Genomic DNA, 24,893 nt, shown 5'->3' with positions numbered 1-24,893 from the left:
CAAAGAATTTAATGGTTAAAGTTAGATGACCCAAAACCCAATTCCTCAAGCCACATCTTCATTAGAGATGTGGCTTGATTATTTAGCAAATATTCATTCCTCAGCAATTGATCTAGGCTTAGACCGTGTCCAAGCGGTAGCAAACAAAGCCAATCTTACCAAACCAGCTCCAACCGTAATCACCGTTGCCGGAACCAATGGCAAAGGCTCAACGTGTGCGTTAATGGAAGCCATTTTACTCGATGCTGGCTATTCAGTCGGTGTTTACAGCTCTCCGCACCTGATTCGTTACAACGAGCGTGTACGCATTAATGGCGTCGACGTTGTAGATGCAAAGCACTGTGAAGCATTCGACTATGTAGAAAAGCAGCGTGGTGATATCAGCCTTAGTCTCTTTGAATTCGGTACGCTTGCTGCGCTACGTATTTTCCAAGCAGAGAAAGTCGACGTTGTGTTGCTTGAAGTAGGACTTGGCGGCCGTCTAGACGCCACCAACGTTGTTGACCATGATGTTTCTGTTATTACGAGCTTAGCGATCGATCATGTGGATTGGCTTGGTGATGACATCAATGTCATTGGTTTTGAAAAGGCAGGCATTTACCGTCCAGGGAAGCCAGCAATTTGTGGTCAACCAACGCCACCGGCGACCGTGGCAGCTCATGCTGACGATATTGGCTCTGAGTTCTTCCAAGTTGGTATTCAGTATGATTACCAACTAACTAATAATGGTTGGAAGTGGAGCAGTGGCGCATTTGCGTTAGAGGATTTACCTGTCCCATCGTTACCGCTACAAAACGCGGCAACAGCATTGATGGCGTTGGGAGCATCGGAATTGCAAATCACTGACATAAACATTGTCAATGGCTTGAATAATGCTCGCCTGGCAGGGCGTATGCAGATATTGCATCATGAGCCGGAGATAATCCTTGATGTCGCGCACAACCCGCACTCTGCTGAGTATTTGGTAGAGAAAGTGAAGCACCAATATTTGGGTAAGAATATCCATATTGTAGTCGCGATGCTGCATGACAAAGACATTAAAGCAACCATTGAAGCGCTAACTCCAATTGCAACACAATGGTATCCAGCGTCGCTAACCGGACCGAGAGCGGCGACTGCTGGAGAGTTGTGCCAATACTTACCCGATGGGCAAGTTCATTTTGAACACCCTGTTGACGCCTTTGAGAATGCAAGAAGCCACGCAAAGCAAGAAGACGTCATTCTGGTGGTTGGTTCATTCCATACTGTCGGAGAGGTATTGGAACATTGGCAATTAAAGAATAAATAAGCAAAGGTATTTTGATGGCAAGTAAATTCCAAAGTCGTTTAGTCGGCACCATCATTCTAGTCGCAGTCGGAGTGATTGTTCTTCCCGATGTGCTAGATGGTAAGAAACTGCACTACAAAGAAGAATTTGCCAGTATTCCTATCAAACCTGAACTTGATAGTGATGTGGAAAACTTCGAAATATTAGAGCCAGTGGAAGACGACATAGCGTTACCGGACTCTCCAGTTGAAGCGGTGGTGCAGGAGCAAGAGGGCGCCCAAGTGGCTGCTTCTGAGCCTGACCCAACGCCGACGCCTAAACCAGAGGTCATCAAACAGCCAGAGCAAGTTGAGGTGGCCACTCGTCCTGTGCAAGAAAAAAATCAATATGAAGATTCTGCTTGGATCATTCAGTTGATGGCGCTTAAGAATCACGAAAATGCGGTCGCGCTTGTCGCTGATTTGCAAAAGCGTGGCTATCAAGCTCATACAAAGAAAGAAAACGAGTTTACGAGAGTGATTGTTGGTCCTGATGTGTCAAAAAGTAAACTTGAACGACAAGTCAAGGAATTACAAAAAATTACAGGCTCAAAAGGTCAATTGCTTAAATTTAAGCCATTAAATCCATAAGAAAACGTTTGCGTCAGCATTTTTTCTGTTAAAATGCGCGCCAACTTAAGATGAAGAAAACATGAATTGGATAGATTTTATCATTTTAGGTGTGATCGGATTTTCAGCTCTGATCAGTTTAGTTCGCGGTTTTGCTAAAGAAGCTTTGTCTTTGGTGATTTGGTTTGGAGCGTTTTTTATCTCCAGCAACTACTACGCCAAATTGGCGGTGTACTTCACCAACATCGAAGATGACATGTTTCGTAACGGAGCGGCGATTGCGGCTTTATTTGTCGCGACCTTGGTAGTTGGTGCAGTGGTGAATTACGTCATTGGTCAACTGGTACAAAAAACAGGGCTATCAGGTACGGACCGAATTCTTGGGATTGTATTTGGTGGTCTACGCGGAGTCTTAATTGTTTCTGCGGTGCTGTTTTTTATGGATGCGTTTACTGCATTCCCAAGCTCGGATTGGTGGAAAGATTCACAGTTGATCCCTGAGTTCAGCCGTATCATCGCCCCATTCTTCGAGCATTTACAAGCAACATCAAGTTTTCTGTCTGGCACTATCTAGTAGTGCCAGCTACTGTCGCAAATCGAGGATTAGGACATGTGTGGTATTGTTGGAATCGTGGGCACAACGCCTGTAAACCAGTCTATTTATGACGCGTTAACGGTGTTACAGCATCGTGGCCAAGATGCCGCTGGTATTTGTACCATAGAAAGCAATCGTTTTCGTCTGCGCAAGGCGAACGGTTTAGTCAAGGATGTATTTGAAGCAAGACATATGCAGCGCCTGCAAGGCGAGGTCGGAATTGGTCATGTTCGTTACCCAACAGCAGGCAGTTCAAGCGCTTCAGAAGCTCAACCTTTCTACGTAAACTCTCCTTTCGGTATTACACTTGCCCACAATGGCAACTTGACTAACGCTAACGAAGTTCGTCAAAAGCTGTTTGAAAAAGATCGCCGCCATATCAATACCACTTCAGACTCCGAAGTATTACTAAATGTACTGGCACATGAAATTGACTCAGTAAAAGGAAATGTCACGACAGAAGACGTATTCCGCGCAGTCACCAATGTGCATCGCACAATTCGTGGTGCTTACGCTGTGACTGCCATGATCATTGGTCATGGTATGATTGCGTTTCGTGACCCACACGGTATTCGCCCTCTATGTTTAGGTAAGCGTGAAGTTAATGGCAGAGCGGAGTACATGGTTGCGTCTGAGTCGGTAGCATTGGATGCCGTCGGTTTTGATTTTGTTCGTGATGTTGCACCTGGTGAGGCAATCTACGCAACGTTTGACGGTGAACTGTACACGAAGCAGTGTGCAGACAATCCTAAGCTGAACCCTTGTATTTTCGAGTTCGTGTATTTTGCTCGCCCAGATTCGTTCATCGATAAAATTTCGGTATACAGTGCTCGCGTTGAAATGGGTAAAAAGCTAGGCGAACGTATTCGTGAAGACTACGCAAATCTTGATATTGATGTCGTTATTCCTATCCCTGAAACATCGTGCGACATCGCACTTCAAATCGCTCAAGCGATCGATATCCCTTATCGCCAAGGCTTCGTGAAAAACCGTTACGTGGGGCGTACGTTTATCATGCCTGGTCAGCAACAACGTAAGAAATCAGTACGTCGAAAGTTGAATGCAATTCGTTCGGAGTTCAAAGATAAGAATGTGTTGCTGGTGGATGACTCTATCGTTCGTGGTACTACGTCAGAACAAATCATCGAAATGGCACGTGATTCTGGTGCGAAGAAAGTGTACATGGTATCAGCAGCACCAGAAGTTCGATTCCCGAACGTGTACGGCATTGATATGCCAAGTGCTACCGAGCTTATTGCTCATGGCCGTGACAACGATACAATTTGTAAGCAGATTGGTGCTGATGCATTGATTTATCAACGTCTAGAAGATTTGGTTGAGGCTGTCGGCCTTGGAAACCAAGATATTACTCAGTTCGATACATCCGTGTTTAACGGCGAATACGTAACGGGTGATATTGACCAACAATACCTAGACTTCTTAGATGGTCTTCGTAACGATGATGCGAAAACACAACTTGAAATCCAACAGGATTTAGCCAACCTAGAGCTGCATAACGAAGGCGCATAATAGGCGTTTTCTTGAGGCGTAAAAAAACCAGAGCTCCGGCTCTGGTTTTTTGTATTCGCTATCGAATTAGTGGATGTTATAAGCGATCACAAAGTCGATAAAGAGACGAACTTTCTCTGGCAGGTGATCTTTGTGGTTGTAAAGCATATAAATGTCGCGCGGGTTTGCACTCCAATCTGGCAGTATGCGTACCAAATCGCCGCTTTCGATGTATTCTTTGATCATGACATCTGGCATTAGCGTGATGCCTAAACCTTCGGAACAAGCACTGCGTACTACATTTAGTGCATTCGCCTGAAAGCGACCACGATCAACGTTTACGACAGACTCGCCTTTGCTATTAATTAAGGTCCACTTGATAAGAGGGTAGCCTTTTAGCAATGAATGGTTAGAGAGCTCTTCTGCGTGGTTTGGTGCCGGATTCGAGGCAAGGTAGTCAGGACTTGCGACAAGAATATCCTTCACTTCGCCAATCTTGCGTGCGATCAGGCTAGAATCACGTTGGGGCCCCACTCGAAAAATGACATCCCATTCAGTCGGGTCAAGCTTGTCTGCATTATTTTCTGTTGTTAGTTCGATATTGATGTCCGGATACTGCTTCATAAAGCTGTTGAACATCGGCATCATCATGCGCTTAGTTAAGTTATAAGGCGCCGATATCTTAATCTTGCCTGATGCTCCTCGGCAGTCGTCAGTGATTTCCTCTGCTGCCGTGGTTAGCCTTTGTAGCAAAGGGGAGCACTCATGGTAAAAACGTTCCCCGGCTTCTGTAAGCGAGAGTTTGCGAGCGTGACGGTTCAATAGTCGAAGATTGACAGAGTCTTCTAGCGCTTGAATGCGTCGGGTGATGGTCGCAACCGGGATCATGGTTTTTCGCGAAGTTGCGGTGTAGCTCCCATTTTCGACAACCAGTCGAAACAGGTTTAAGTCATCTAATTTCATATTTCCAGACACATTAAATTACCGATTACGGCTAATTTATAATTAACTTTGTGATCAAAGCTTGCTTTAAGTCAACATGTTGCATCATTTGAACACAGCAACCCTGTTTGAGTAAATACTGTTATACCCCGTAATATTTGTATAAACGCCGTTTTCAAGCTACGTTTTATAACAAGGCGGAACGGCCTCAAGTCTTGCTGCGCAACGTTTCGCCGGATGTAAACACAACAAAAATAATGACTTAATAATAAATCTGTTTTTTGACTTAGCTTTGTGAGGTGTAAAGGTATGTTTAAGACTCACAGTCAAACGGCAATGGTCTCGGCACAGGAAGTGGTTAATCAAAAACTAATTATGTTGGTGGATGATGATCCAATATTTCGTAAAGTAACCAATGCTTATTTAGAAAGTCAGGGTTTTAAAGTAGTAGAAGCTGAAAACGGCCTAGAGGCGCTTCAACAACTCAGGGAATGCCAACCCGATCTTATCTTGTGTGATTTATCGATGCCGGTATTAGATGGCATTGAATTCGTCGAAGAAGTCAGTCTTGAATATCCATACTTGCCGCTTATCGTGGTGTCCGGCACGGATGAAATGTCCGATGTCGCGAAAGCGTTGCGATTTGGTATTAAAGACTTTCTTCCTAAACCGATAGGTAATTATGAGCACCTATCTCAGGCGATAGACAATACGCTCGAAGATACCGATAGCCATTTCTCAGAACAGCGAGACTTTTCGAGTCAGTGGTTCCGAGTCGATGACGGTGGCGAAATCCCAGATGAGCAAGAGCTTCACTGGCATCTAGAGTATTTGCAGCAGAACCCGAGTGCTGCAAGAGATTTACTGCATGCTCTATTGCCAGAGAAAGATGCTTCTCAAGGTGATTGGCGCTGCTCATACCGTTTATTGCAATCGACGGACGTTATGCCACTGGTGTTTGATTATCGTTGGTTAATGAACGGGCAATTTGCGTTCTATCTCGTTGACTCTGCTTCCCAGAGTAATGATGGTGTCGCGACGACATTGCTTGTTAGGGCTTTGTTTGACGATTACCTGCGTAATTTGAAGAGTTTCAGTGCTGATCTGAAGGATATGGTAGGGATCATTGAAAAAGGAATCGAGTGTTCAGAGTGCGCTGGTGCGGTTAATGCTGTATTTGGTGTCGCCGATCTGGCTTCGTCCTCCGTTTCTATCCTGCCTGCGGGTTTAGATAGTCATTGGTCTGACGGAAATACTAATCAACATATCGCGGCAGGTAACTGTTTAGGGGCAGGAAGTATGAAAAACTTCATAACCCGAGATTTACCGCTAGGTGTTGCTGGTCAGTTATCCATCGGTTGTTTAGGTTCTTCAAGTTTTAGCTTAAATATTGCCCGGAAATCACGACTGGTATAATTCTGACTTCATAACACAATAAGCAGCGTCGTGGCGCTGCTTATTGTCTTTTTAGAACCACAAAAAAACAACAAATGCTCGAACAATAACCTTACTTTTTACTGGTGTTTAGATTTGGCTGTTTAAGGTATAGTCAACGCCTAAAACAATAATGACCCATTTGTGCAACGATAATTTAACGCTGTACCTTGGGAGAAGCAAAGTCAACTAGTGAGAAGATACATCATGGCAGACAAAGATTTTAAAGAGCCTTATAATATTTTTTACTTTTTAGGTTTCATTGCAGTACTTTTAATTCCAACACTACCTGCAACGCTAACCTGGCTTCGTGTAATGAATGGTTACGCAGGCTTTTAATCTAGCTATTTTGTACCGGAGTTCACCATTCGTATTAAGCGTTACTTTTTCAATACCGTTGGTGGACTCTGTATTGTGCTCGGCATTGCCGGCATAGCCCTTCCGCTTTTACCCACCACTCCTTTCATTCTACTTGCTAGTGCATGTTTTATGCGTGGTAGCCCCGCATTTCATCATTGGCTACATAACCACAAAACGTTTGGGCCGATTCTCGATAATTGGCATAAGCACCGGGCTGTTACTTCAAAAGTAAAACAGCGTGGCGCCATTTTTATTGCACTTAGTTTCATGGTTTCAATCGTTGTTGTTCCCCTTGTTTGGGTGAAAATTGGTCTTTTAGTGATGCTAATCGTTTTACTCGGCTGGTTTATACGTCTGCCTGTGATTGAGTTGGTTGCTGACAGAGAAGAAAATCACTAAGATTGTAGAGAATAGTGTGCCCGCTCTTCGAGTGGGCGTTTGTATTTTCAGCGCCTGTGACTCTTACGAAAATAAGCACATAGTGGTGAAAACCTATTGTTCGTTGCCCTCGTGATACTGCGATTAGAGAGGGCGATGAGCCAATCTAAGTAAATCGGTATTATGACTACAGAAACAATTTCACTGATCAAATCTAGCATCAAAAGCATCCAAGACTACCCAAAGCCAGGCATTCTATTTCGTGATGTAACGAGCCTTCTTGAAGACGCAAAAGCATACCAAGCGACGATCAATCTTCTTGTTGAACGTTACAAAGATATGGGCTTTACCAAGGTTGTGGGTACGGAAGCTCGTGGCTTTTTATTTGGTGCGCCTTTAGCGCTTGAGCTAGGTGTTGGTTTTGTACCAGTGCGTAAACCAGGCAAGCTACCACGTCCTACTGTTGCTCAATCTTATGAGCTTGAATATGGCGTTGATACACTAGAAATCCATACAGATGCTATCGTTGAAGGCGACAAAGTACTGGTTGTCGACGATTTATTGGCAACGGGCGGTACTATTGAAGCGACGACTAAGCTGATTCGCCAACTGGGCGGTGAAGTTGAGCACGCTGCGTTCGTTATCAACCTACCAGAAATCGGTGGTGACAAACGTTTAGAAGCACTAGGTCTAAACGTATACAGCATTTGCGATTTTGAAGGACATTAATACATTCAATGAGTTATTTAGCTTTAGCGCGAAAATGGCGTCCTAATCAGTTTGACCAAGTTGTCGGACAAAAACATGTCCTGACGGCGTTGGAAAACGCACTGGCGCAAAACCGTTTACACCATGCTTATCTGTTCAGCGGGACTCGTGGTGTGGGTAAAACGAGTATCGGTAGGTTGTTTGCCAAAGGCTTGAACTGCGAAACCGGTATTACCGCGACACCTTGTGGTAAGTGCGATACTTGTCGTGAAATTGATGAAGGTCGCTTTGTCGATCTTCTTGAAATCGATGCGGCATCACGTACTAAAGTTGAAGACACTCGCGAACTGTTAGACAACGTTCAATACAAACCTGCTCGTGGACGTTTTAAAGTGTACCTCATCGATGAGGTACACATGCTATCGCGTCACTCTTTCAATGCGTTGTTGAAAACCCTGGAAGAGCCGCCAGAGTATGTGAAGTTCTTACTCGCGACAACCGATCCACAAAAGCTGCCAGTTACTATATTGTCGCGTTGTCTACAGTTCCATCTCAAACCGATCAGCGTTGATGATATTCATCAGCAACTTGACTACATTTTGGGTCAAGAGCAAGTATCGGCAGAACCAAAAGCACTGGGTATGATTTCACATGCTGCAGATGGCAGTATGCGTGATGCTCTCAGCTTGACCGATCAAGCAATTGCTTTAGGTAACGGTGCGGTGCAAACTGATATTGTCAGCCACATGTTGGGGACGATTGATACCGACCAAGCGATTTACTTACTAGAGTCAATCAGCAGCAAGCAACCTCAACAAGCCATAGATAAAATCCAGCAATTAGCGGCCAATGGTGTTGAGTGGGATGGCTTGTTGCAGCAAGTCGCAACACAGCTTCATCGAATTGCGATGTATCAAGCGTTGCCAGCGTCGCTAGACCGAGCGCAGCCAGATGCAGAAAAGATCGAATTATTGAGTAAAGCACTAAGCCCGCAAGATGTGCAGCTTTACTATCAAATTGCATTGAAAGGTCGTGAAGATTTGACTCTCTCGCCAAATGGGCGAGTCGGTTTGGAAATGATTGTGCTGCGTATGATGGCGTTCCGCCCATCAAATAACAGTGGGGCAAATGTTGTTTCTAGTAACTGCGAACCAGCTTCAGCCCCAGCTCAAAGTGCCAGTCAGCCAAAGACTGCACCACCTCAGACAGTAGCTGCTCCTCGAACTCAGCAGCCGAGTCCAGCGCAAAGCACACCACAAGTGGCGCCTCAACCTTCATCCAATTCACAACCTGAGTATCACGCGAGTGGATATGAGGCGGTTCCGCCACAGTATGATATGGCGCCGCCGATGAGCGAAAACCCTGCACCGCAGCATGAAACGCCACCTCAACAAGTGCAAGAGAGCGTTTCAACACCGGCGCGCGGCGGTCTAAGCGGTTTACGTCACCAATTACGTTCTCAGCGTCAAGGCCTACAACAGAACACTCCTCAAAATGGTGGCTCAAAAAAGCCTAAAGCGGCATCTGCACAACCAGAATCGGTTATCGACCGAGTAGCGCAATTGCATGGCAGTTCCGCGCAGGTGTCGCCAAACTCAGCTCCGAAGTCGACGGAGCCACAAGTTGAGGAAGCGTATCGCTGGCGTCCAAGCAAGCCTGTTGAGACAAAAGTGAATACAAAACTGACACCTACGCAGCTCAAGCAGGCACTTGAGCATGAGAAAACGCCTGAAATGGCACAAAAGCTCATCGATGAATCGTTAGAACATAATGAATGGGCGAAGCTAATCAGCTTAATGGAGATCCCTAAGCTGGTAGAGCAACTTGCGCTAAACTCTCATTATAGTAAGGAAGGAACAACCGTTTCGTTACTATTGAGGAGCAGCCAAGCTCATTTGAATACTGATAGAGCTCAAGCCGAATTGCTTAAAGCACTTAATACCGTGTTAGGTGAAGAGTGCCACATGAGCATCGAAATAGGGGAGAGTGGAGAAACACCACTTGAACTGAGAGATAGGCTCTATCAAGAGAAATTACAGCAAGCTCTGAATAGTTTAGAAAACGATCCAAATGTTCAATTTATTGAACGTCGTTTTGCTGCAGAGCTTGATAAAGATAGTGTGCGCCCTATCTAATAATCGAATGGAATGGGGTTGAAAACCCAAAGGTATAACCCCATTAATTGATGCAACACCTCATTAAACCAGAGAGATAAACATGTTTGGTAAAGGCGGTATGGGCAACCTAATGAAGCAAGCCCAGCAAATGCAAGATCGCATGCAAAAGCTTCAAGAAGAAATCGCGAATATGGAAGTAACTGGCGAGTCTGGTGCTGGCCTAGTTAAAGTTACTATCACTGGTAGTCACAGCGTACGTCGTGTTGACATCGATGAAAGTTTGATGGAAGACGACAAAGAAATGCTTGAAGATTTGATCGCTGCGGCGTTCAACGATGCGGCCCGTCGTGTTGAAGAAACTCAAAAAGAGAAAATGGCTTCTGTAACTGGCGGTATGCAACTACCACCAGGTATGAAAATGCCATTCTAATCTGCTGATATTTAATTAAGCGGACTTTTAATGCGTACCAGTCATATGCTGGAGCAATTGATGGAGGCCTTACGTTGTCTACCTGGGGTTGGCCCCAAGTCGGCGCAGCGTATGGCCTTTCATTTGTTACAGCGCGATAGAAAAGGCGGTTTGCAACTTGCAGATGCGCTTAGCCAGGCAATGACAGAAATCGGTCATTGTACTGAGTGTCGAACCTTCACCGAAGAAGAAGTCTGTCATATTTGTACTAACCCAAAACGCCAAGAAAATGGTCAAATTTGTGTGGTAGAAAGCCCGGCAGACATTGCTGCAGTCGAAGCAACGGGCCAGTATTCTGGTCGATACTTTGTTCTTATGGGACATTTGTCACCACTAGACGGTATTGGTCCAAGTGATATTGGACTGGATGTGCTTGATTACCGCTTACGTCGCGGTGATATAGCCGAAGTGATTTTAGCAACAAACCCGACGGTTGAAGGCGAAGCCACTGCACATTACATCGCAGAGCTATGTAAAGAACACCAAGTTGATGCCAGCCGCATCGCGCATGGTGTGCCTGTCGGTGGAGAACTTGAGCTTGTCGATGGCACGACGTTGTCACACTCGCTGTTAGGTCGACACAGAATTTAATAAATAGCCGCTGAATTCAGCGGCTTTTTTGACCTTGTGAGTTGGGAACGATTAATCGTTCGATTCTTTACCAAGAAGGTTTTTGTAGATGACTGCACCAAGTACACCACCCAAAATAGGCGCAATCCAGAACAGCCATAATTGAGAAACTGCCCAGTCACCCACATACATTGCGACTGCTGTACTACGAGCCGGGTTTACTGAGGTGTTTGTCACAGGAATGCTGATCAGGTGAATAAGAGTCAGACACAAACCAATCGCTATAGGTGCAAAACCTTGAGGTGCACGTTTGTCTGTCGCCCCCATGATCACGATAAGGAACATCATCGTCATCACGACTTCAGAAACTAGCGCAGCAAGCATGGAGTACTGACCCGGCGAGTGTTCACCATAACCGTTGGCGGCAAAGCCAGAACCCACAACATCGAATCCAGCTTGTCCTGTCGCGATGACATAAAGAATGCCACCAGCGATAAGCCCACCGAGCACTTGTGCGATGATGTAAGGCGCAACGTCTTTTGTCTCAAAACGACCGCCAGCCCAAAGACCAACCGTCACTGCCGGGTTCAAGTGGCAACCTGAAATATGACCGATTGCAAATGCCATGGTTAAAACGGTTAAACCAAAGGCCAGAGCAACGCCTAGCAGACCAATACCCACGTCTGGGAAACCTGCAGCCAACACTGCGCTACCGCAGCCGCCTAATACTAGCCAGAACGTACCAAAAGCCTCTGCCAAATACTTGTTCATGTTATTTCCTAATTTCTACTTAAATGACCCGCTGAACATAGTCGAGAATTGTCAATAAAGTGTGAGGGAGGTCTCGTAAAGACTGCAAATAGGACGGTATGTGGCAAGAGTTCTCAAGGATGAGAGAAAAGCAAGGAGAGGAGAGGTTGAATTTTAAGTTTGCCTTGGCCATCACTACCTGAGTAACAGCCAAGGCAAAGTAGGTTTTAGCTAAATGCGACGAAAGGTGATACGCACAACAAAATACCAGTCGCAATAATCAAGTAAAGCGACGCGCCTTTGTACTTGTGTAAAGAAGGCACTTGGTAGACAAGGTAAGCTGGAATCAAACAGCCAATCAAACCAAAGATAGGGCTACATACTGATGTGAAGCTCAGAACTGGTAGATTCAATACAATTGCACCCCACGCCATGAGAATCGCAAAGAGAATGATTCCCTTGGTGACTAAGTCTTTATTGATCTTATCTTCAGGCATGACCTTTTTTAGAGCCAGCATCGCTAGACCTTGGCAAGAATCGCGGAAACCTAAGTACACGCCAAAAAACGCAGTCATTACTGAGAAAATATTCAGCATCAAACTCATTAGTTTTAGCGTCGTGCCGTCCATACCTTGCGCAACCATCGCAAGAGCAGAGATGTTCTCTTCTGCTGCTTTAACCGCTTGTTCATGTGACATCGCAAGCGTAAAGGAAATCGCGTAGAAGAAGACGGTCACAAACAAGATACCGAAAGCAATTTTCATTGCGCGCATGGCTTTAAAGCGAGCAACCTCAATCGATTTTTCTTTTGAGCGGTATGAGATCACCATTGGGCTCAAGCTTTGAATGAAGAGAATAGACGTTAGAGTAAACGGCAGTAGCTCAATTGCATCTTTCAAACCAGCGCCTGTTTCTGGAATTGCACCGACATTCGCTACATCCCATTTCTCGATCATCATGACGCCAAGTAATGCAACGGTACAAAGTTTAATCAGTACAAGACCAGTACTGACCTTAAATAAAATCTTTTCACCACGAGATGCAATAGCGACCAGCGCGCACACTAAAGCCAGACCATATAGCGGGTTTTCAGACAATAAACCTTCCGTGATGCCAAAACTATGTAGGAAAGATGCCGAGTCATTGTTGATAGCTGTTGAGTAAACAAAGACCCAAATCACCAACATGATGAAGTAGAGCACACCTAATAACGCCCCCCATTTGTTACCAAGGTAACCAGAAATGACGCCAGCGTAATCTTGGCACTTTGGTGAACTTGAGAGAGTGTTGATGAAAAGGCGTTGGAACAAGTACATCGCTGGGTAGCCGATCACGGCAGAGGCCAAGAATACCCAAAGGCCCAATACGCCTACTTTTACTGGTAAAAAGACAATACCGGCACCGATTGCCATGCCGATACTCATGATCACCCATCCCCAGTCTGTGCTATCAAACTTGATCGCGGCTTTCCACTCGTCTAGGGCCATGCCTGCTTTTACGTGCGGTGGCTCTTTACCGATAGGTAAGGTTTGTGTAGGTGCTGTCACGCTCATTTTATTGTTTCTCTTGTTAGTATGAATTTTCTCAAATTTAATTGAGAAAATGCATATCACCAATTTTTTTGTGGAAAATTCAGATAAATTTGAGATCTTGGCGAAGAAGTTCAAATAAATTGGAGTTTTTAACGAGTTTTGTGATCTGATCTAGTTGTTTGATTCATATTTAATTGAAAAAATAACGCTAATACGGAAGTTGAATTAGAAACTTCTTAATAAAAAATAAAATTTATGTGAGGATTTAAAAATGAAAAAATTGATTTCATCTGAACACGCGCCTGCTGCTATCGGACCTTATTCACATGGCACTAGCTATGGTGATTTGATTTTTACTTCTGGCCAATTACCCGTTGATAAGGCAACAGGAAAAGTAGTTGAAGGCGGCATCAGTGCACAAAGTCATCAATCTCTTACTAACTTGAAGCACGTTTTAGAGGCTGGTGGTGGCAGTATCGATACTGTTTTAAAAACAACGTGTTACCTATCGAATATTAATGACTTTGCCGAGTTTAACAAGGTCTACGCAGAGTTTTTCCAACAAGATTGTCCGGCACGCAGTTGCTTCGCAGTGAAAGATTTGCCTCTTGGCGTGTTAATTGAAGTCGAAGCGATTGCTCATAAAAAGTAATACGGAGAACAGAGCATGAACCAGCAATGGACACAATATATCCAAATCATTAAGCAAGTTGTGAAACCTGCATTAGGATGTACAGAACCCATTGCTGCTGCGTACGCGGCAGCAGTTGCTAGAAAAGAGTTAGGCACATCCGATATTGATGCGATAGAGGTGCGTGTTTCAGACAACCTATTTAAAAACTCGATGGGTGTTTTCGTACCCGGAACGGGCAAGATAGGCCTCAAAATTGCCGCCTCAGTTGGTGCATTAGCCGGTGACCCAACAGCAGAACTGGAAGTGTTGGCTCGGATTAATGAGCAGGATGTAGCTGCTGCGCAACAATTGATAGATGAAGAGCGGGTAACTGTAGCGCGCATGAATACGCAAGAATTCATTTATTGCAGCGTAACGCTCACCTCTGGTGACGATGTTGTTTCGGTCACGATCAGTGGCGGTCACACCAACATTCTCCAGATCATGCGCAATGGCGACTTGATTTTTGATGCACCACCACAGCAACGCGTTGCAACCGCTTCCGTTTGTGAAGGTGTGGATATTTCGATCAAACAAATCTATGAGTTTGCCACTCAAGCGCCTTTTGAAGAGATCAAATTCATTCTCCAAGCTGCAGAGCTTAATACCTTGTTGGCTCAAGAGGGGATCGACCGAGGTTACGGCCTAGAAATTGGACGCACGCTAAAAGGCAACATCGAGCAAGGCTTATTAGGCAATGACTTAATGAGTCGCATACAAATGATGACATCCGCGGCGTCTGATGCTCGCATGGGAGGGGCGACGTTGCCAGCCATGAGCAATTTCGGCAGTGGGAACCAAGGTATTGCCGCTACAATGCCAGTTGTAGTTGCGGCAGAAGTATTCCAAAACGACGAAGAACAGTTGGCTCGTGCGTTGATCATGAGCCATTTAGGGGCTATTTACATCAAATCTTATTACCCACCGTTATCCGCATTTTGTGGCAACACTGTTACCAGTGCGGCAGCTTCTATGGCGCTGGTGTATTTAGCTGGTGGTACATTCGAGCAATCATGCTACGCCATTCAAAACGTCATCAGCGACAGTTCAGGCATGGTGTGCGATGGTGCGAAGTCCTCTTGTGCGATGAAAGTGTGTACTTCATCGACAACGGCGGTGCGCTCATATTTGATGGCGATGGGTAACCACAGTGTTAAGAATCAAGGTATAGTAGGCGAAGAAGTTGAGCAAACGATAAGAAATGTTGGCTCAATGGTTCGTTTCGGTATGCCGTATACTGACAAATCTATTATCGATATTATGTCGGCCTAACCTCCAGTTTTTGCTAAGGGAAGTAACATTGCTACTAAAGAAACTCACCAAGAGTGATCTCGATATTTTGAACTCTATGAAAAACGTCGTGGATGGCATTGCACGCATGTATGGTGAACACACTGAAGTGGTTCTCCACAGCTTAGATGCCGAAGCGCCGGAAATCATCAAAATCGCAAACGGGCACGTGACGGAACGCAGTGAAGGTGCCCCAATTACCAACTTAGCGAGAATGAAGTTAAGAGAGGGCAAGGACGTTTCTGATTCGTACTTGACGAAAACGTCGAACGGAAAGACCTTGCACTCCATTACGACCATTGTCAGAAATCCAAAAAACAAACCGATTGGTTTGCTGTGTATCAACGTGGATATGGATGCACCGATGCAGGCATTTTTAAAGGCAATGCTGCCTCAGCAACACACCGAGTGTTGTGTTGGTGGCGCTCGATCACCAGAAACGTTTGCGCGTAATATCGATGAAACCATCATCAGTACGATAGAAACCGTGCAAACAGAAGTGTGGGAAAATGAAGCCATTGCGCCTTCTAAACGTAACCGTGAACTGGTGACGCGACTGCACGGCTTAGGCATTTTTAAATACAAAGATGCTGTTTTAATGGTTGCAAACCATCTTGGCATTTCGCGCGATACCATCTACTTGTACTTACGAGAGCTTGGTAACGACTAAACGGGGGCTCTGAATAGATTAAGTAAGTTGCTCTAGCTCAGTGATGTTGTCGAGCGCTTCTTGGTTGGTTTTGCCACACACAACCGGACACGGTTTAAAATCGTGACAAACGTTAGGGCGCTCAGGCTTACCAAACAGCTTACACAAATTATCATCGTTGAGTTGTACGCAACGAACACCTGCTGGTTTGCCCTTGGGCATTCCAGGTATCGGTGAAGAGATACTTGGCGCAATACAGCAAGCTCCGCATCCTAGTCGACAATCCATAATGTAAACCTCTTAAAAATTGAGGGGCAATTATGGTCATTTTGACGTGGATTGGAAGAGTCGCCTAAGAAAAAAATAAAAAGGAGCACTCAATAGAGTGCTCCTTTTGGCTTCTAAACCGTTGTGATCATCTCAAGAAGCGGTTGTAAACAAACAGCAGAATAAATGCGCCTAGCGTTGCGGTGATTATGCTACCGATATTTACGCCAGTTGCCCCGCCGAAACCCAGAATACCGCCAAGAAAGCCGCCGACAAACGCCCCAGCAATACCGAGTAGCATTGTCGCAATCCAGCCACCCCCATCTTTTCCTGGCATGAGCCATTTTGCGAGTGCACCGGCGATTAAGCCCAAAATAATCCAAGAAATAATACCCATGAAAACTCCTTAATGCCTTCTTGATCAATTGAGTAATGGAAACTCGTTTAAGGATAGAACAGTAAAGCGAAAGTAGTTGAATATCTCTACTGTTATGTGTGAATGATTCGAGATCTTCTCAAAACTTGAACTTTTGCGTCGAGAGGGGTATAAATCGCCCCCTAAATTCCCTTGGTGAGACCTGAAGTATGAGCACTCCATTTTGGCAAAGTAAATCGTTAGAGCAGATGACAGAAGAGGAATGGGAATCTCTCTGTGATGGTTGTGGTAAATGTTGCCTGCATAAGCTAATGGACGAAGATACCGACGAAATCTATTACACCAATGTGGCCTGTAGCTGGCTAAATAGCAAAACGTGTTCTTGTAAGGATTACCCAAATCGTTTTACTTCGGGTGAAGAGTGCACCAAGCTGACGCGCGAAGACATCGACGATTTTACTTGGCTGCCGCATACGTGCGCTTACCGCCTGTTGGCTGAAAAGCAGCCTTTACCAGAATGGCATCCGTTGATTACGGGCTCGAAATCTGCGATGCACGCGGCGGGCGAAAGTGTCCGCAATAAAGTGGTATACGAGATTGATGTGGTGGATTGGGAAGACCACATTCTGAATCACCCCAATCGCCAGTAGTTAAATTTACACAAGCCTTTCATCTAATAATGAAAGGCTTGTTTGTTATTGGGTTTCTCAACTTTGACGCCCAACTAACGAAATGCTGCTCAGTTTATTATTTAGTGTTGTAAACTTAGGTATATAATTTCAAGGCTTTACACTTCTATTCTTGGTCGTTTTGATCAGAACTGTTCCCTAAGAGGTAAACATGACGTTTCATTTCCCCCAGAAAATACGCCTGACATCTTGGGTGGCATTATTCACGCTCATCCTCGGTATGATGGCCCCTATGGTCATCAATGCGAAAGATATTCAGGATACGCCAGAGCCCTCTGCTGCCGAAACTTCTATTGATAACTTGAATCGAGAAATTGTGGATTTATCCCAAGGTCTCTCGCAAGCGAGTGGTGATGAGCGCGACGCGCTTCAACTACAGCTGTTCCAAAAAAATGAAGAGTTAAGAAGTCAGTTAGCATCAGCGATTGAACGTGAAACTATCCCTCGCGACAAATTGATCTCCTTGGTTAAAAAGCAGGAAAAATACTCTGAGGACGCCACGAACTATCTGTCGGAAAAAATAAAGAAGGTCGTTGAAGATTTAAATAAAGCCAAGGATGAAGAGAAACTTGCTCTTGTTAATGATTACCGAGAGTTACAGCATTACCTCGATGTCAGCTTCGATTCAAGTTGGCAAAACCTTGCTTGGCTGAAAGAGTTAGGGGCTCAAAATGAGCGCGCAGAAGCGGAACTAAAGGATAAAGTTGATAAACGTATGCGTTTGCTGTCTGCCTCAATTGAGTACTTGAGCCAGCAAAGTGAAATCATCGGCTCTCAACTTTCGTCAAGCCCTGAATCGGAAAAAGCGTCACTGCAGCTAAGTCAGCTTATTACTAAGCAAAGACTTAATATTGCGACGGAAAGCCTACGCAATTTAATTTCGATTGGCGATAAAGTCGGTTTAGAAACGTCCGAATACAAACGCCAAATTTTCGAAGTGACAGGGAATATCACCCACGATTTACTGAATACCAAAGTAGTGTGGTCAATACTGAGCCATTGGTCCAACTCGGCACTAGACTGGTTTGCCGAAAATGCACCACAGCACATTTTCCAGTTGTTTGTATTTGCGCTGATTTTATTGATCGCTCGTGGGCTCGCGAAGTTAACGCGCAAAGTGGTCAGCAAGGCGGTTTCATCGAAAAACTTAAAGCTCTCACACTTGATGCAGGATTTCTTTATATCAATGTCCGGCAAATTCGTGTGGGTGATTGGTATCATGGTGGGCCTATCTCAGCTTGGATTGAACCTAGCACCGATCCTAACTGGTTTTGGTATTGCTGGTGTGATTATCGGCTTCGCTTTGCAAGACACCTTGTCCAACTTCGCGGCGGGTATGATGTTGCTTATTTACCGCCCATTTGATGTTGGTGACTTTGTGTATGCTGGTGGCGTGGATGGTAAGGTAAGCCATATGAGTTTGGTGAACACCACAATCCGTACGTTTGATAACCAAATTATTATTGTACCTAACAGTAAAATTTGGGGAGATGTCATTAAGAACGTCACACACGAGCGCATTCGCCGTGTGGATATGGTGTTTGGCATTGGCTATGCGGATGACTTGCTGAAAGCCGAGTCAGTGCTGTCTGATATCATTACTTCTCACCCTGCAGTACTTCGTACACCAGAGCCGATGATCAAAGTGCATACGTTAAACACATCATCTGTAGACTTTATTGTTCGTCCTTGGGTAAAAACTGATGATTATTGGGACGTGTATTGGGATGTGACAAAAGAAGTGAAACTGCGCTTTGACCGAGAAGGCATTTCGATTCCTTTCCCACAACAAGATGTGCATTTGCACATGGTAGAGAAGCAAGACGCGTAATCACAGCCACAACAGTACGAAAAGGCACTCTAGTAAAGAGTGCCTTTTTATTTGCATTAAGCGGTGTTTTTACAGTTCGTTAAAGAACGCCAGTTTCGGTTCGCATTCTAACAAGTTGTCGATTTGGCTAATCAAAAGAGAAAAGTGTTCTGTTTTACCATGAAGATCGAACGCTTGTTGGTCTTTAAATTGCTCTTGAAAAACGAAGTGGCACGCATTGTCTTTATCTTGGAATAACTGATAACGAACACAACCTTCCTCATTGCGAGTGGGTTCAAGTACTCGGGTGAGCACTGCTTTCAGTTCTTGTTCTTTTCCCGGTTGTGCGTGAAAGGTAGCCGTTAAGTGAATCATGATGTTTACTCTTTTTGTTATAGGTAACGCCCTTGGCGTTGTAAGAACTCAATTTTGTAACCATCAGGATCAGTCACAAAAAAGAACGTTGCCAAATGCTTTTGTTGGTGATCAAAAGCTTTGATGTCACCCGCTTCAATACCGAGAGATTTAATGCGTTTGTGAGTTTGTTCGATGTCCTCTACGCTGACAGCAAGGTGACCGTAGCCTGAGCCGTGAGTGTAAGGCTCCGTTTGATCGTGATTGTGTGTTAGCTCTAATTCAAAGCCAGTTTCTTCGTTAGCTAGATAGGTCAGAGAAAAACCATCAAAGATGTATTGGTCTTTGATTTCTAGCTCAAGTACGTCGCGGTAAAATTGTAGAGAACGGTCCAGATCGCTGACTCGGATCATGGTGTGAATCATTTTTGTCATGGGTACTCCTTGATAGTCCGCATAGGTTAGCGAGTTCAAAAGGAGTCTGGGTAGTACTCTAGTACGACAAATTAGAACATGCTCAATGGCTTACAACTCTGTTGCATAGCCTATGAGGGTTATTGGTAGGTTGGTCAGTGGTTGGTTGTTATTAAGTGTTTAGTTGTGTCAGTGCTTGACGAATCGTCTCTTTAGGCTGGCGAGCGTAAGTGAGACAGGCGCAGCGGAGTAGGGAGGCAAAGTTGTTTACTTCACCATTGTATTCGAGCGCTTCTTGATAGACCGTACTAATAAACTTAGGAACAGTCATGTTTTGAGCGTTAGCAATTTCCTCAAGAATCGTCCAAAAGCTCGCTTCAAGTTTTACACTTGTGGCGTGACCATCAATACGGATAGAGCGGGTGATGAACTGATAGTTGTCTTGGGGCTGCTTAGCAAATATTTCGCACATTTTCTTCATTCATATAATCAAAGACCTATAATTATTGAGGTTTATTGTTTAAAACGTCAACTATTTTCATGCATAAAAAAACGCTCCCTTACGAGAGCGTTTGAACATCACGAGTCGTGAAGTAAGTGCAAGCCGATTATTTGATTTGTTGCTTTAAGTACTCACCTAACTGAGAGTGGTGCATGATTTTTGATACCGGAAGGATAGTTTCTGCCGGCCCCCAAGCAAATACGTTGACTGGGGTATGCGTATGAGTACCCGTTCCCCATACTGTGTTTTGCTTTGTTGCATGCTCACGAGCTAGCAAGTTGCCACGGTCGTTGTAAGGAAAGAACGCATCAAAGTCATTGATTGTCGGAACGTTCTCTTCGCTTAAGTATTTGTGTCCAGCGAGTCGGTATGGATTTGGTTTACTTGCTAATACGCGTTCTGCTTGCTCAGGCGTAATCGAAAAAGCGCTATTTGCATTCACAATTTCTGCAAACTTCTCTGGTGTTTGAGCTTTCTTATCAAGCGCTTGGAATTCGCTGATCATACCGTAGTAGCTTTTCTTCTGGTTGTATAAACCATCGAGGATTTCGAACTGACCAAAGTTGAAGTTTGGCGCGTAATCTTGATTTTTGAATGCTTCGCCGTCGCGTTTTTGCGGTTTAGGCAAGTTTGCTGATGAGTAACTAAAGCCGAAAGAACCGGTCTCGTGGTCAGCGGTAACAATGATCAGTGTGTCATCACGGCCTTTTGCCCACTCATAAACCGAGTCTACCGCTTCGTCGAACTTGATCATTTCATGCAGCATCGTACCCGCATCGTTACTGTGGCCAGCCCAGTCAATTTGACCGCCTTCAACCATTAAGAAAAAGCCGTCTTTGTCTTTTGAAAGGATGTCGATTGCTTTGGTGGTCATTTCTTTCAGTGATGGCTGCGTACGTTTTGGATCGTTTTTGCTTTGACTGTAGGCAATACCATCGTTCATGCCCGAGTAAGCAAAAAGTCCAAGTAATTTGTCACCTTTAGCTTGTGTGAGCATATCGCGGCTGAAAGCCAGGTTGTAACCTTGGTCTTGCGCCTCAGTAAGCAAGTTGCGCTCATCTTTACGTTTCGACTTTAGGTAGACATTACCTTCAGTGAGCTTTTCAAGTTGCTCGTATGTCTCTCCCTTGTCGTTTGTCGACTTTGGAATCCAATGACGAAGTCCGCCAGACATCATCACGTCAACGCCAGTTTCTAGCATGTCCGCCGCAATACTGTTTTCTAGAGAACGGTGTGGTTGATGAGCGGCAAATGCGGCTGGCGTTGCATGAGTCATACGTGTATCAGAGACGAGACCCGTAGCCTTACCTTTGCTTTTGGCTTTTTCCAAAATGGTTTCAACGTGGTTGCCTTGGCTATCAATGCCAATGACTTCAGAAGCGGTAGGTATTCCTGTTGCTAGCATCGTTGCGGAGCACGCAGAGTCGACGACAATCGCGTCTTCTGGATTAGTCAGTGATGATCCAATCACACCTTCTTGAGCGAGTTTATACAAAGCGGTAGTTTCGCCTTGGTAAATCGAGTTAGGTGCGTGTTTGGCGTAGGTCTCTAGTAGACCAACTTGTTGAGGCCCCATGCCATCGCCGATCATCAAAATAACGTTTTTGATTTCGGCCGAGAGTGCATTAAAAGAGAGGGTTGATGCTGCCACTGCGGTAACGATTGGAGATACTAAGCGCTTCATTATATTTTCCTTGTTTATTAAAAGCGCTGGCATTAAAACAATGATTTATGACGATTTTGTGTCGGTAATAAAAGTTTAACTAAATTGTCGTCTTTGCTTGGGTTTGTAGAAAAAGTGAATCAACCTCTAACGTTTGTGAATTTAGAAAGAAGAAAGCCCACAAACGTGGGCTTGGATTACGCTTAGGAGTTGAAAGCATGGACTAAAGTTATCCATTCAGTGCCTTCACAAGAAACCTAGTTTAGGGAGCAATAAACGAGTATGCGTCTTAAGGTCATAAGAGCGGTCGAATTGAGGAGTATATAACCTACGTTTACGACATATCGTTCTTTGACGTATCAAATTATGGGCTGCAGTTAGTGATTTATTCAAATAGGATTTATTGTCGTAACGATTATTAGACCAACGCTAATATGATGCCACCGACAGTGAGGGCCGCAGAAAGGTATTGACCCGCAGAATATGAGCCGTCTTCTTCTTCCTCGATTTTGTCAGGGTGATCCATGCCAAGTGCGCCATGTGTAAAGGACTCCACTTTTTCACCAACAGATTTATCTTCTGCTTCTACTCTCTTACTGTCGTGTTCGATTTGCTGCAGAGCGGCGAGGAGCGCTTTGCCCTCCGTGGACAGTGTCACCTTATTGTGTTCGACTTTTAGCGGCGAAGCGTTGCCTTCCTCTTGTGCAATACTTGTTTGCTTAGAGGCGACAGATTGTTTGGCATAGCTATTAACAGAAGTGCTTCCTACTGGATTCATCGAATACTCCTTGGAACATCGACACTCGTTCACTGAGTGCGGGTAAAAAGCAGTTATATTACTATCGGCGGCAAATTCTATTTCTGAAGCTATTTGGATAAAAGCAGGTCTGCTTTTGCCGCTTCTGGTTTCTATTCGTGATCATTAGCAAAAAATAGACCAGCAGGAAGCAGACCGTTGTCACTCTATGAACTCGGAGCAGTGTGATGATGCAACGCAACGACAAGGTAGTAACTTAAATTGGAGACCAACTACTTACATTGAAGGTCGCTATTGCGCTTAGTGAGGTGTTGATATGCCGCCATGCGGTGAGCATCTTGTACATACCGTACTGGTGGTGCAAGAACCTCTAACTGATAGTCAGTATTATCGGCAAGCACATTATCTGTTGGGCTAATTACAACCACTTTTAAGCTCGGATTGCGGCTTAAGATGGATGTAGCCGTACCTAACCCTTGCTCGGTATGAAACTTACCCGCGACATGAACAACCTGAGCACCTGGTTTGGCGTTTAGGTAGTTAACAATAGACTCTGCCATGGTTTCATCCCAAGTTACTTGAGCTGCAAACTGTTTCTCGGTTTGTTCTGGCTTCCCATGATGCATGGATGCCATAAACTTCTCTTTGTATGGACTACTGGCCGTGTTGATGGATTCTGCAATAAACGTTCGCTGCTCATCATCGAGCTTGTTAACGTAGTCTATCCCCTGACGACCAATACATCGGACAATGCCCTTTGGTGCATTCGCTGCAATCACCGGGAGATTTTTCTGCTTAGCAAACTCAACGAGAGGGCGATAGTCGCTCTCATAATTGGGCCAAGCATTGGCTTGTTTCATCAAGTACTGTTCACCGATTTCCCCACGCAGGTAAGCGTCAACAACAGGTTGTTTGTCGCGGGTAAATTGTTCCATTGATAACGCGAGTGGGCGGTCATAAGATGAAAGTTGTTTGAGCATATCGGTTTGAAAGCGATGAACGCCGGCATGTGTGTGCCATTCACCAATAAGAATGACATCTGCTTGTTGCAGCTCTTTTGGTAGTTCGCTTAGAGCGATGTGCTCGCCAGAAGGAGTGTAAAGTTGGTAGTCGTAAAAAGTAGTGACTTCCGCAGAGGTAGGGTGAGAGTTGGTTGATGGAACAGAAGAACAACCAGTAAGTAAGCCAGCAAAGAGCAAGCTTAAAATAGAAAAGCGCATTGAAAAGCCTCCAAAAATGTCCGAATGATATTAATGGAGGCTGAACAATGAATCAATATAAATGATAACTATTTGCGTTTATTGTCTGCCACTATTATTACTGAGTGGACTTTTGCGATATACGCGTAGCATAAAATCAGCCTCACATTGATAGAGTGTAGCGGACTTCAACTCTTCACGAAGTGCATCGGTTGCTTTCCATGCGAATGGCGTCATTTGCAATAAATCGAATGCGGCCCCGTCCTTCAAATTCATAACATAGTTAAGATGTTGTTGATGCTCTAATTCATATCCTTCAATATGTTCTGGCTCTTCACTGTGAAGACGAACATCTTGATAAATGCGTTCACGTAGTTGGTATAAGTGACGGCTTGCAGGTGTCACTGTGATGACCACACCGTTCTCTTTTACAACGCGCTGAAGCTCTTCTGCCTTGCAAGGGGCATAAATGCGCAAAATAGCATCTAAGGATTCATTCGCGAAAGGAAGCCGATGGCTAGAAGCGACGCTAAAGTGACACTGTGTGTAGCGCTTCGCCGCATAACGAATCGCAACTTTTGAAATGTCCAATCCATATATCGTCGCATCGTCCGTTTGCGTTTGTATCGTTTTCTGCACTTGATCCGTGTAGTAACCCTCGCCGCAACCAATATCTAATAACTGATGATCGGTTCCCTCAGTGTATTTCGCGCACAGCTGCGCAACCTCTTGGCGCATTGGGTTGTAGTAATTCCCTTCAAGGAATCGACGACGAGCTTGCATCATCTCTTTATTGTCACCAGGATCTTTAGAACGTTTGTGGTGCGCTGGCATCAAGTTAACGTAACCTTCTTTTGCTAAGTCAAACTGATGGTTGTTTTTGCACTTAAACGTTTTTTCATTTAACGCTAGAGCTTGGTGGCATAAAGGGCATTGATAGTTCATGACGATCTCGAACAGAAAGTAGGGCGGCAAATTCTATCAAAAAGCGTGGTCTCAAGTGAAACAAAAA

Annotated in this window: 28 protein-coding genes; 16 read left to right on the top strand and 12 right to left on the bottom strand. The window is 44.7% G+C overall.

Annotated features, from left to right (window positions below; all coding sequences use genetic code 11):
• Positions 1-25 precede the first annotated feature (25 nt).
• From folC to purF, 4 genes are all read left to right on the top strand, one after another.
• Positions 26-1,288: a bifunctional tetrahydrofolate synthase/dihydrofolate synthase gene (gene folC, locus L3V27_RS16820; protein ID WP_237312368.1), complete on the top strand. Its 1,263-nt coding sequence runs from the start codon at positions 26-28 to the stop codon at positions 1,286-1,288.
• Positions 1,289-1,302: 14 nt separating this feature from the next.
• Entirely contained in the window at positions 1,303-1,896 is a 594-nt protein-coding gene (locus tag L3V27_RS16815; protein ID WP_005397207.1) for an SPOR domain-containing protein, read from the top strand.
• 61 nt (positions 1,897-1,957) lie between these two features.
• Entirely contained in the window at positions 1,958-2,449 is a 492-nt protein-coding gene (locus L3V27_RS16810; RefSeq protein ID WP_005380590.1) for a CvpA family protein, read from the top strand.
• Positions 2,450-2,485: 36 nt separating this feature from the next.
• A complete protein-coding gene (gene purF / locus L3V27_RS16805) occupies positions 2,486-4,000 on the top strand; it encodes an amidophosphoribosyltransferase (protein WP_005397209.1) in 1,515 nt (504 codons plus the stop codon).
• A gap of 66 nt (positions 4,001-4,066) precedes the next feature.
• Here purF and L3V27_RS16800 read toward each other — a convergent pair whose 3' ends face one another.
• Positions 4,067-4,942, bottom strand: a complete 876-nt coding sequence (locus L3V27_RS16800) for a LysR family transcriptional regulator (protein ID WP_005397211.1) — start codon at positions 4,940-4,942, stop codon at positions 4,067-4,069.
• Positions 4,943-5,230: 288 nt separating this feature from the next.
• Between L3V27_RS16800 and L3V27_RS16795 the strand changes: the two genes are divergently transcribed.
• The 7 genes from L3V27_RS16795 (at position 5,231) to recR (ending at position 10,978) form a co-directional block, all read left to right on the top strand.
• Entirely contained in the window at positions 5,231-6,337 is a 1,107-nt protein-coding gene (locus L3V27_RS16795; protein WP_005397213.1) for a response regulator, read from the top strand.
• A gap of 225 nt (positions 6,338-6,562) precedes the next feature.
• Positions 6,563-6,694: a hypothetical protein gene (locus tag L3V27_RS23355; protein ID WP_005380608.1), complete on the top strand. Its 132-nt coding sequence runs from the start codon at positions 6,563-6,565 to the stop codon at positions 6,692-6,694.
• Positions 6,695-6,727: 33 nt separating this feature from the next.
• Positions 6,728-7,114 carry a YbaN family protein gene (locus L3V27_RS16790; protein ID WP_181869515.1) on the top strand — a complete coding sequence of 129 codons (387 nt, stop codon included), beginning with the start codon at positions 6,728-6,730 and terminating at the stop codon, positions 7,112-7,114.
• Positions 7,115-7,276: 162 nt separating this feature from the next.
• Positions 7,277-7,822, top strand: coding sequence for an adenine phosphoribosyltransferase (gene apt, locus L3V27_RS16785; protein WP_005380615.1), 546 nt, complete (start codon positions 7,277-7,279; stop codon positions 7,820-7,822).
• 8 nt (positions 7,823-7,830) lie between these two features.
• Complete coding sequence (gene dnaX / locus L3V27_RS16780) at positions 7,831-9,936, top strand: DNA polymerase III subunit gamma/tau (protein ID WP_237312366.1); 2,106 nt, start codon at positions 7,831-7,833, stop codon at positions 9,934-9,936.
• 82 nt (positions 9,937-10,018) lie between these two features.
• Entirely contained in the window at positions 10,019-10,348 is a 330-nt protein-coding gene (locus L3V27_RS16775; RefSeq protein WP_005380618.1) for a YbaB/EbfC family nucleoid-associated protein, read from the top strand.
• A 30-nt stretch (positions 10,349-10,378) separates the two neighbouring features.
• A complete protein-coding gene (gene recR / locus L3V27_RS16770) occupies positions 10,379-10,978 on the top strand; it encodes a recombination mediator RecR (RefSeq protein ID WP_031780610.1) in 600 nt (199 codons plus the stop codon).
• Positions 10,979-11,029: 51 nt separating this feature from the next.
• On the opposite strand, the gene aqpZ is transcribed toward recR, so the two are convergent.
• Together aqpZ and L3V27_RS16760 are read right to left on the bottom strand one after the other, a co-directional pair.
• The gene (gene aqpZ, locus L3V27_RS16765; RefSeq protein ID WP_006741734.1) at positions 11,030-11,728 is read right to left on the bottom strand and encodes an aquaporin Z; all 699 of its coding nucleotides are present in this window, start codon (positions 11,726-11,728) and stop codon (positions 11,030-11,032) included.
• Positions 11,729-11,934: 206 nt separating this feature from the next.
• Positions 11,935-13,194: an amino acid permease gene (locus tag L3V27_RS16760; protein WP_031780611.1), complete on the bottom strand. Its 1,260-nt coding sequence runs from the start codon at positions 13,192-13,194 to the stop codon at positions 11,935-11,937.
• Positions 13,195-13,510: 316 nt separating this feature from the next.
• On the opposite strand from L3V27_RS16760, the gene L3V27_RS16755 reads away from it, so the two are divergent.
• Genes L3V27_RS16755 through L3V27_RS16745 form a run of 3 tightly spaced genes read left to right on the top strand, consistent with a single transcriptional unit; the run spans position 13,511 to position 15,872 of the window.
• A complete protein-coding gene (locus L3V27_RS16755) occupies positions 13,511-13,891 on the top strand; it encodes a RidA family protein (RefSeq protein WP_005397224.1) in 381 nt (126 codons plus the stop codon).
• Positions 13,892-13,906: 15 nt separating this feature from the next.
• Positions 13,907-15,184, top strand: coding sequence for an L-serine ammonia-lyase, iron-sulfur-dependent, subunit alpha (locus L3V27_RS16750; protein ID WP_237312365.1), 1,278 nt, complete (start codon positions 13,907-13,909; stop codon positions 15,182-15,184).
• A 28-nt stretch (positions 15,185-15,212) separates the two neighbouring features.
• On the top strand, positions 15,213-15,872 hold the full coding sequence (locus L3V27_RS16745; protein WP_005397228.1) for a PAS domain-containing protein: 660 nt from the start codon (positions 15,213-15,215) through the stop codon (positions 15,870-15,872).
• A gap of 18 nt (positions 15,873-15,890) precedes the next feature.
• Here the strand turns inward: L3V27_RS16745 and L3V27_RS16740 are convergent, their stop codons facing one another.
• Both L3V27_RS16740 and L3V27_RS16735 read right to left on the bottom strand, forming a co-directional pair.
• Positions 15,891-16,139, bottom strand: a complete 249-nt coding sequence (locus tag L3V27_RS16740; RefSeq protein WP_025574470.1) for a YkgJ family cysteine cluster protein — start codon at positions 16,137-16,139, stop codon at positions 15,891-15,893.
• Between the two features lie 127 nt (positions 16,140-16,266).
• Entirely contained in the window at positions 16,267-16,515 is a 249-nt protein-coding gene (locus L3V27_RS16735) for a GlsB/YeaQ/YmgE family stress response membrane protein (RefSeq protein ID WP_005397239.1), read from the bottom strand.
• A gap of 188 nt (positions 16,516-16,703) precedes the next feature.
• On the opposite strand from L3V27_RS16735, the gene L3V27_RS16730 reads away from it, so the two are divergent.
• On the top strand, positions 16,704-17,144 hold the full coding sequence (locus tag L3V27_RS16730; protein WP_065645037.1) for a YcgN family cysteine cluster protein: 441 nt from the start codon (positions 16,704-16,706) through the stop codon (positions 17,142-17,144).
• A 190-nt stretch (positions 17,145-17,334) separates the two neighbouring features.
• Positions 17,335-19,014 carry a mechanosensitive ion channel family protein gene (locus L3V27_RS16725; RefSeq protein ID WP_031780612.1) on the top strand — a complete coding sequence of 560 codons (1,680 nt, stop codon included), beginning with the start codon at positions 17,335-17,337 and terminating at the stop codon, positions 19,012-19,014.
• A 69-nt stretch (positions 19,015-19,083) separates the two neighbouring features.
• Here L3V27_RS16725 and L3V27_RS16720 read toward each other — a convergent pair whose 3' ends face one another.
• The 7 genes from L3V27_RS16720 to rlmA all read right to left on the bottom strand — a co-directional run bounded on the left by L3V27_RS16720 (position 19,084) and on the right by rlmA (position 24,826).
• A complete protein-coding gene (locus L3V27_RS16720) occupies positions 19,084-19,368 on the bottom strand; it encodes a putative quinol monooxygenase (protein WP_053808794.1) in 285 nt (94 codons plus the stop codon).
• A 17-nt stretch (positions 19,369-19,385) separates the two neighbouring features.
• Positions 19,386-19,781 (bottom strand): VOC family protein, encoded by a 396-nt coding sequence (locus L3V27_RS16715; RefSeq protein ID WP_005397245.1) that lies wholly within the window; start codon positions 19,779-19,781, stop codon positions 19,386-19,388.
• Between the two features lie 151 nt (positions 19,782-19,932).
• Positions 19,933-20,232, bottom strand: coding sequence for a ribbon-helix-helix domain-containing protein (locus L3V27_RS16710; RefSeq protein ID WP_031780613.1), 300 nt, complete (start codon positions 20,230-20,232; stop codon positions 19,933-19,935).
• Positions 20,233-20,368: 136 nt separating this feature from the next.
• The gene (locus L3V27_RS16705) at positions 20,369-21,946 is read right to left on the bottom strand and encodes an alkaline phosphatase (protein ID WP_134647269.1); all 1,578 of its coding nucleotides are present in this window, start codon (positions 21,944-21,946) and stop codon (positions 20,369-20,371) included.
• A 397-nt stretch (positions 21,947-22,343) separates the two neighbouring features.
• Positions 22,344-22,703 carry a hypothetical protein gene (locus L3V27_RS16700; RefSeq protein WP_047010122.1) on the bottom strand — a complete coding sequence of 120 codons (360 nt, stop codon included), beginning with the start codon at positions 22,701-22,703 and terminating at the stop codon, positions 22,344-22,346.
• Between the two features lie 251 nt (positions 22,704-22,954).
• Complete coding sequence (locus L3V27_RS16695; protein WP_237312363.1) at positions 22,955-23,902, bottom strand: ChaN family lipoprotein; 948 nt, start codon at positions 23,900-23,902, stop codon at positions 22,955-22,957.
• Positions 23,903-23,980: 78 nt separating this feature from the next.
• Positions 23,981-24,826 carry a 23S rRNA (guanine(745)-N(1))-methyltransferase gene (gene rlmA, locus L3V27_RS16690; protein ID WP_237312361.1) on the bottom strand — a complete coding sequence of 282 codons (846 nt, stop codon included), beginning with the start codon at positions 24,824-24,826 and terminating at the stop codon, positions 23,981-23,983.
• Positions 24,827-24,893 lie beyond the last annotated feature (67 nt).

The organism is Vibrio sp. J2-3(2022) (assembly GCF_021725735.1).
Classification (GTDB): domain Bacteria; phylum Pseudomonadota; class Gammaproteobacteria; order Enterobacterales; family Vibrionaceae; genus Vibrio; species Vibrio diabolicus.
The sequence above is the reverse complement of the archived record's forward strand: the minus strand, read 5'-3'. Positions and strand labels throughout refer to the sequence as shown.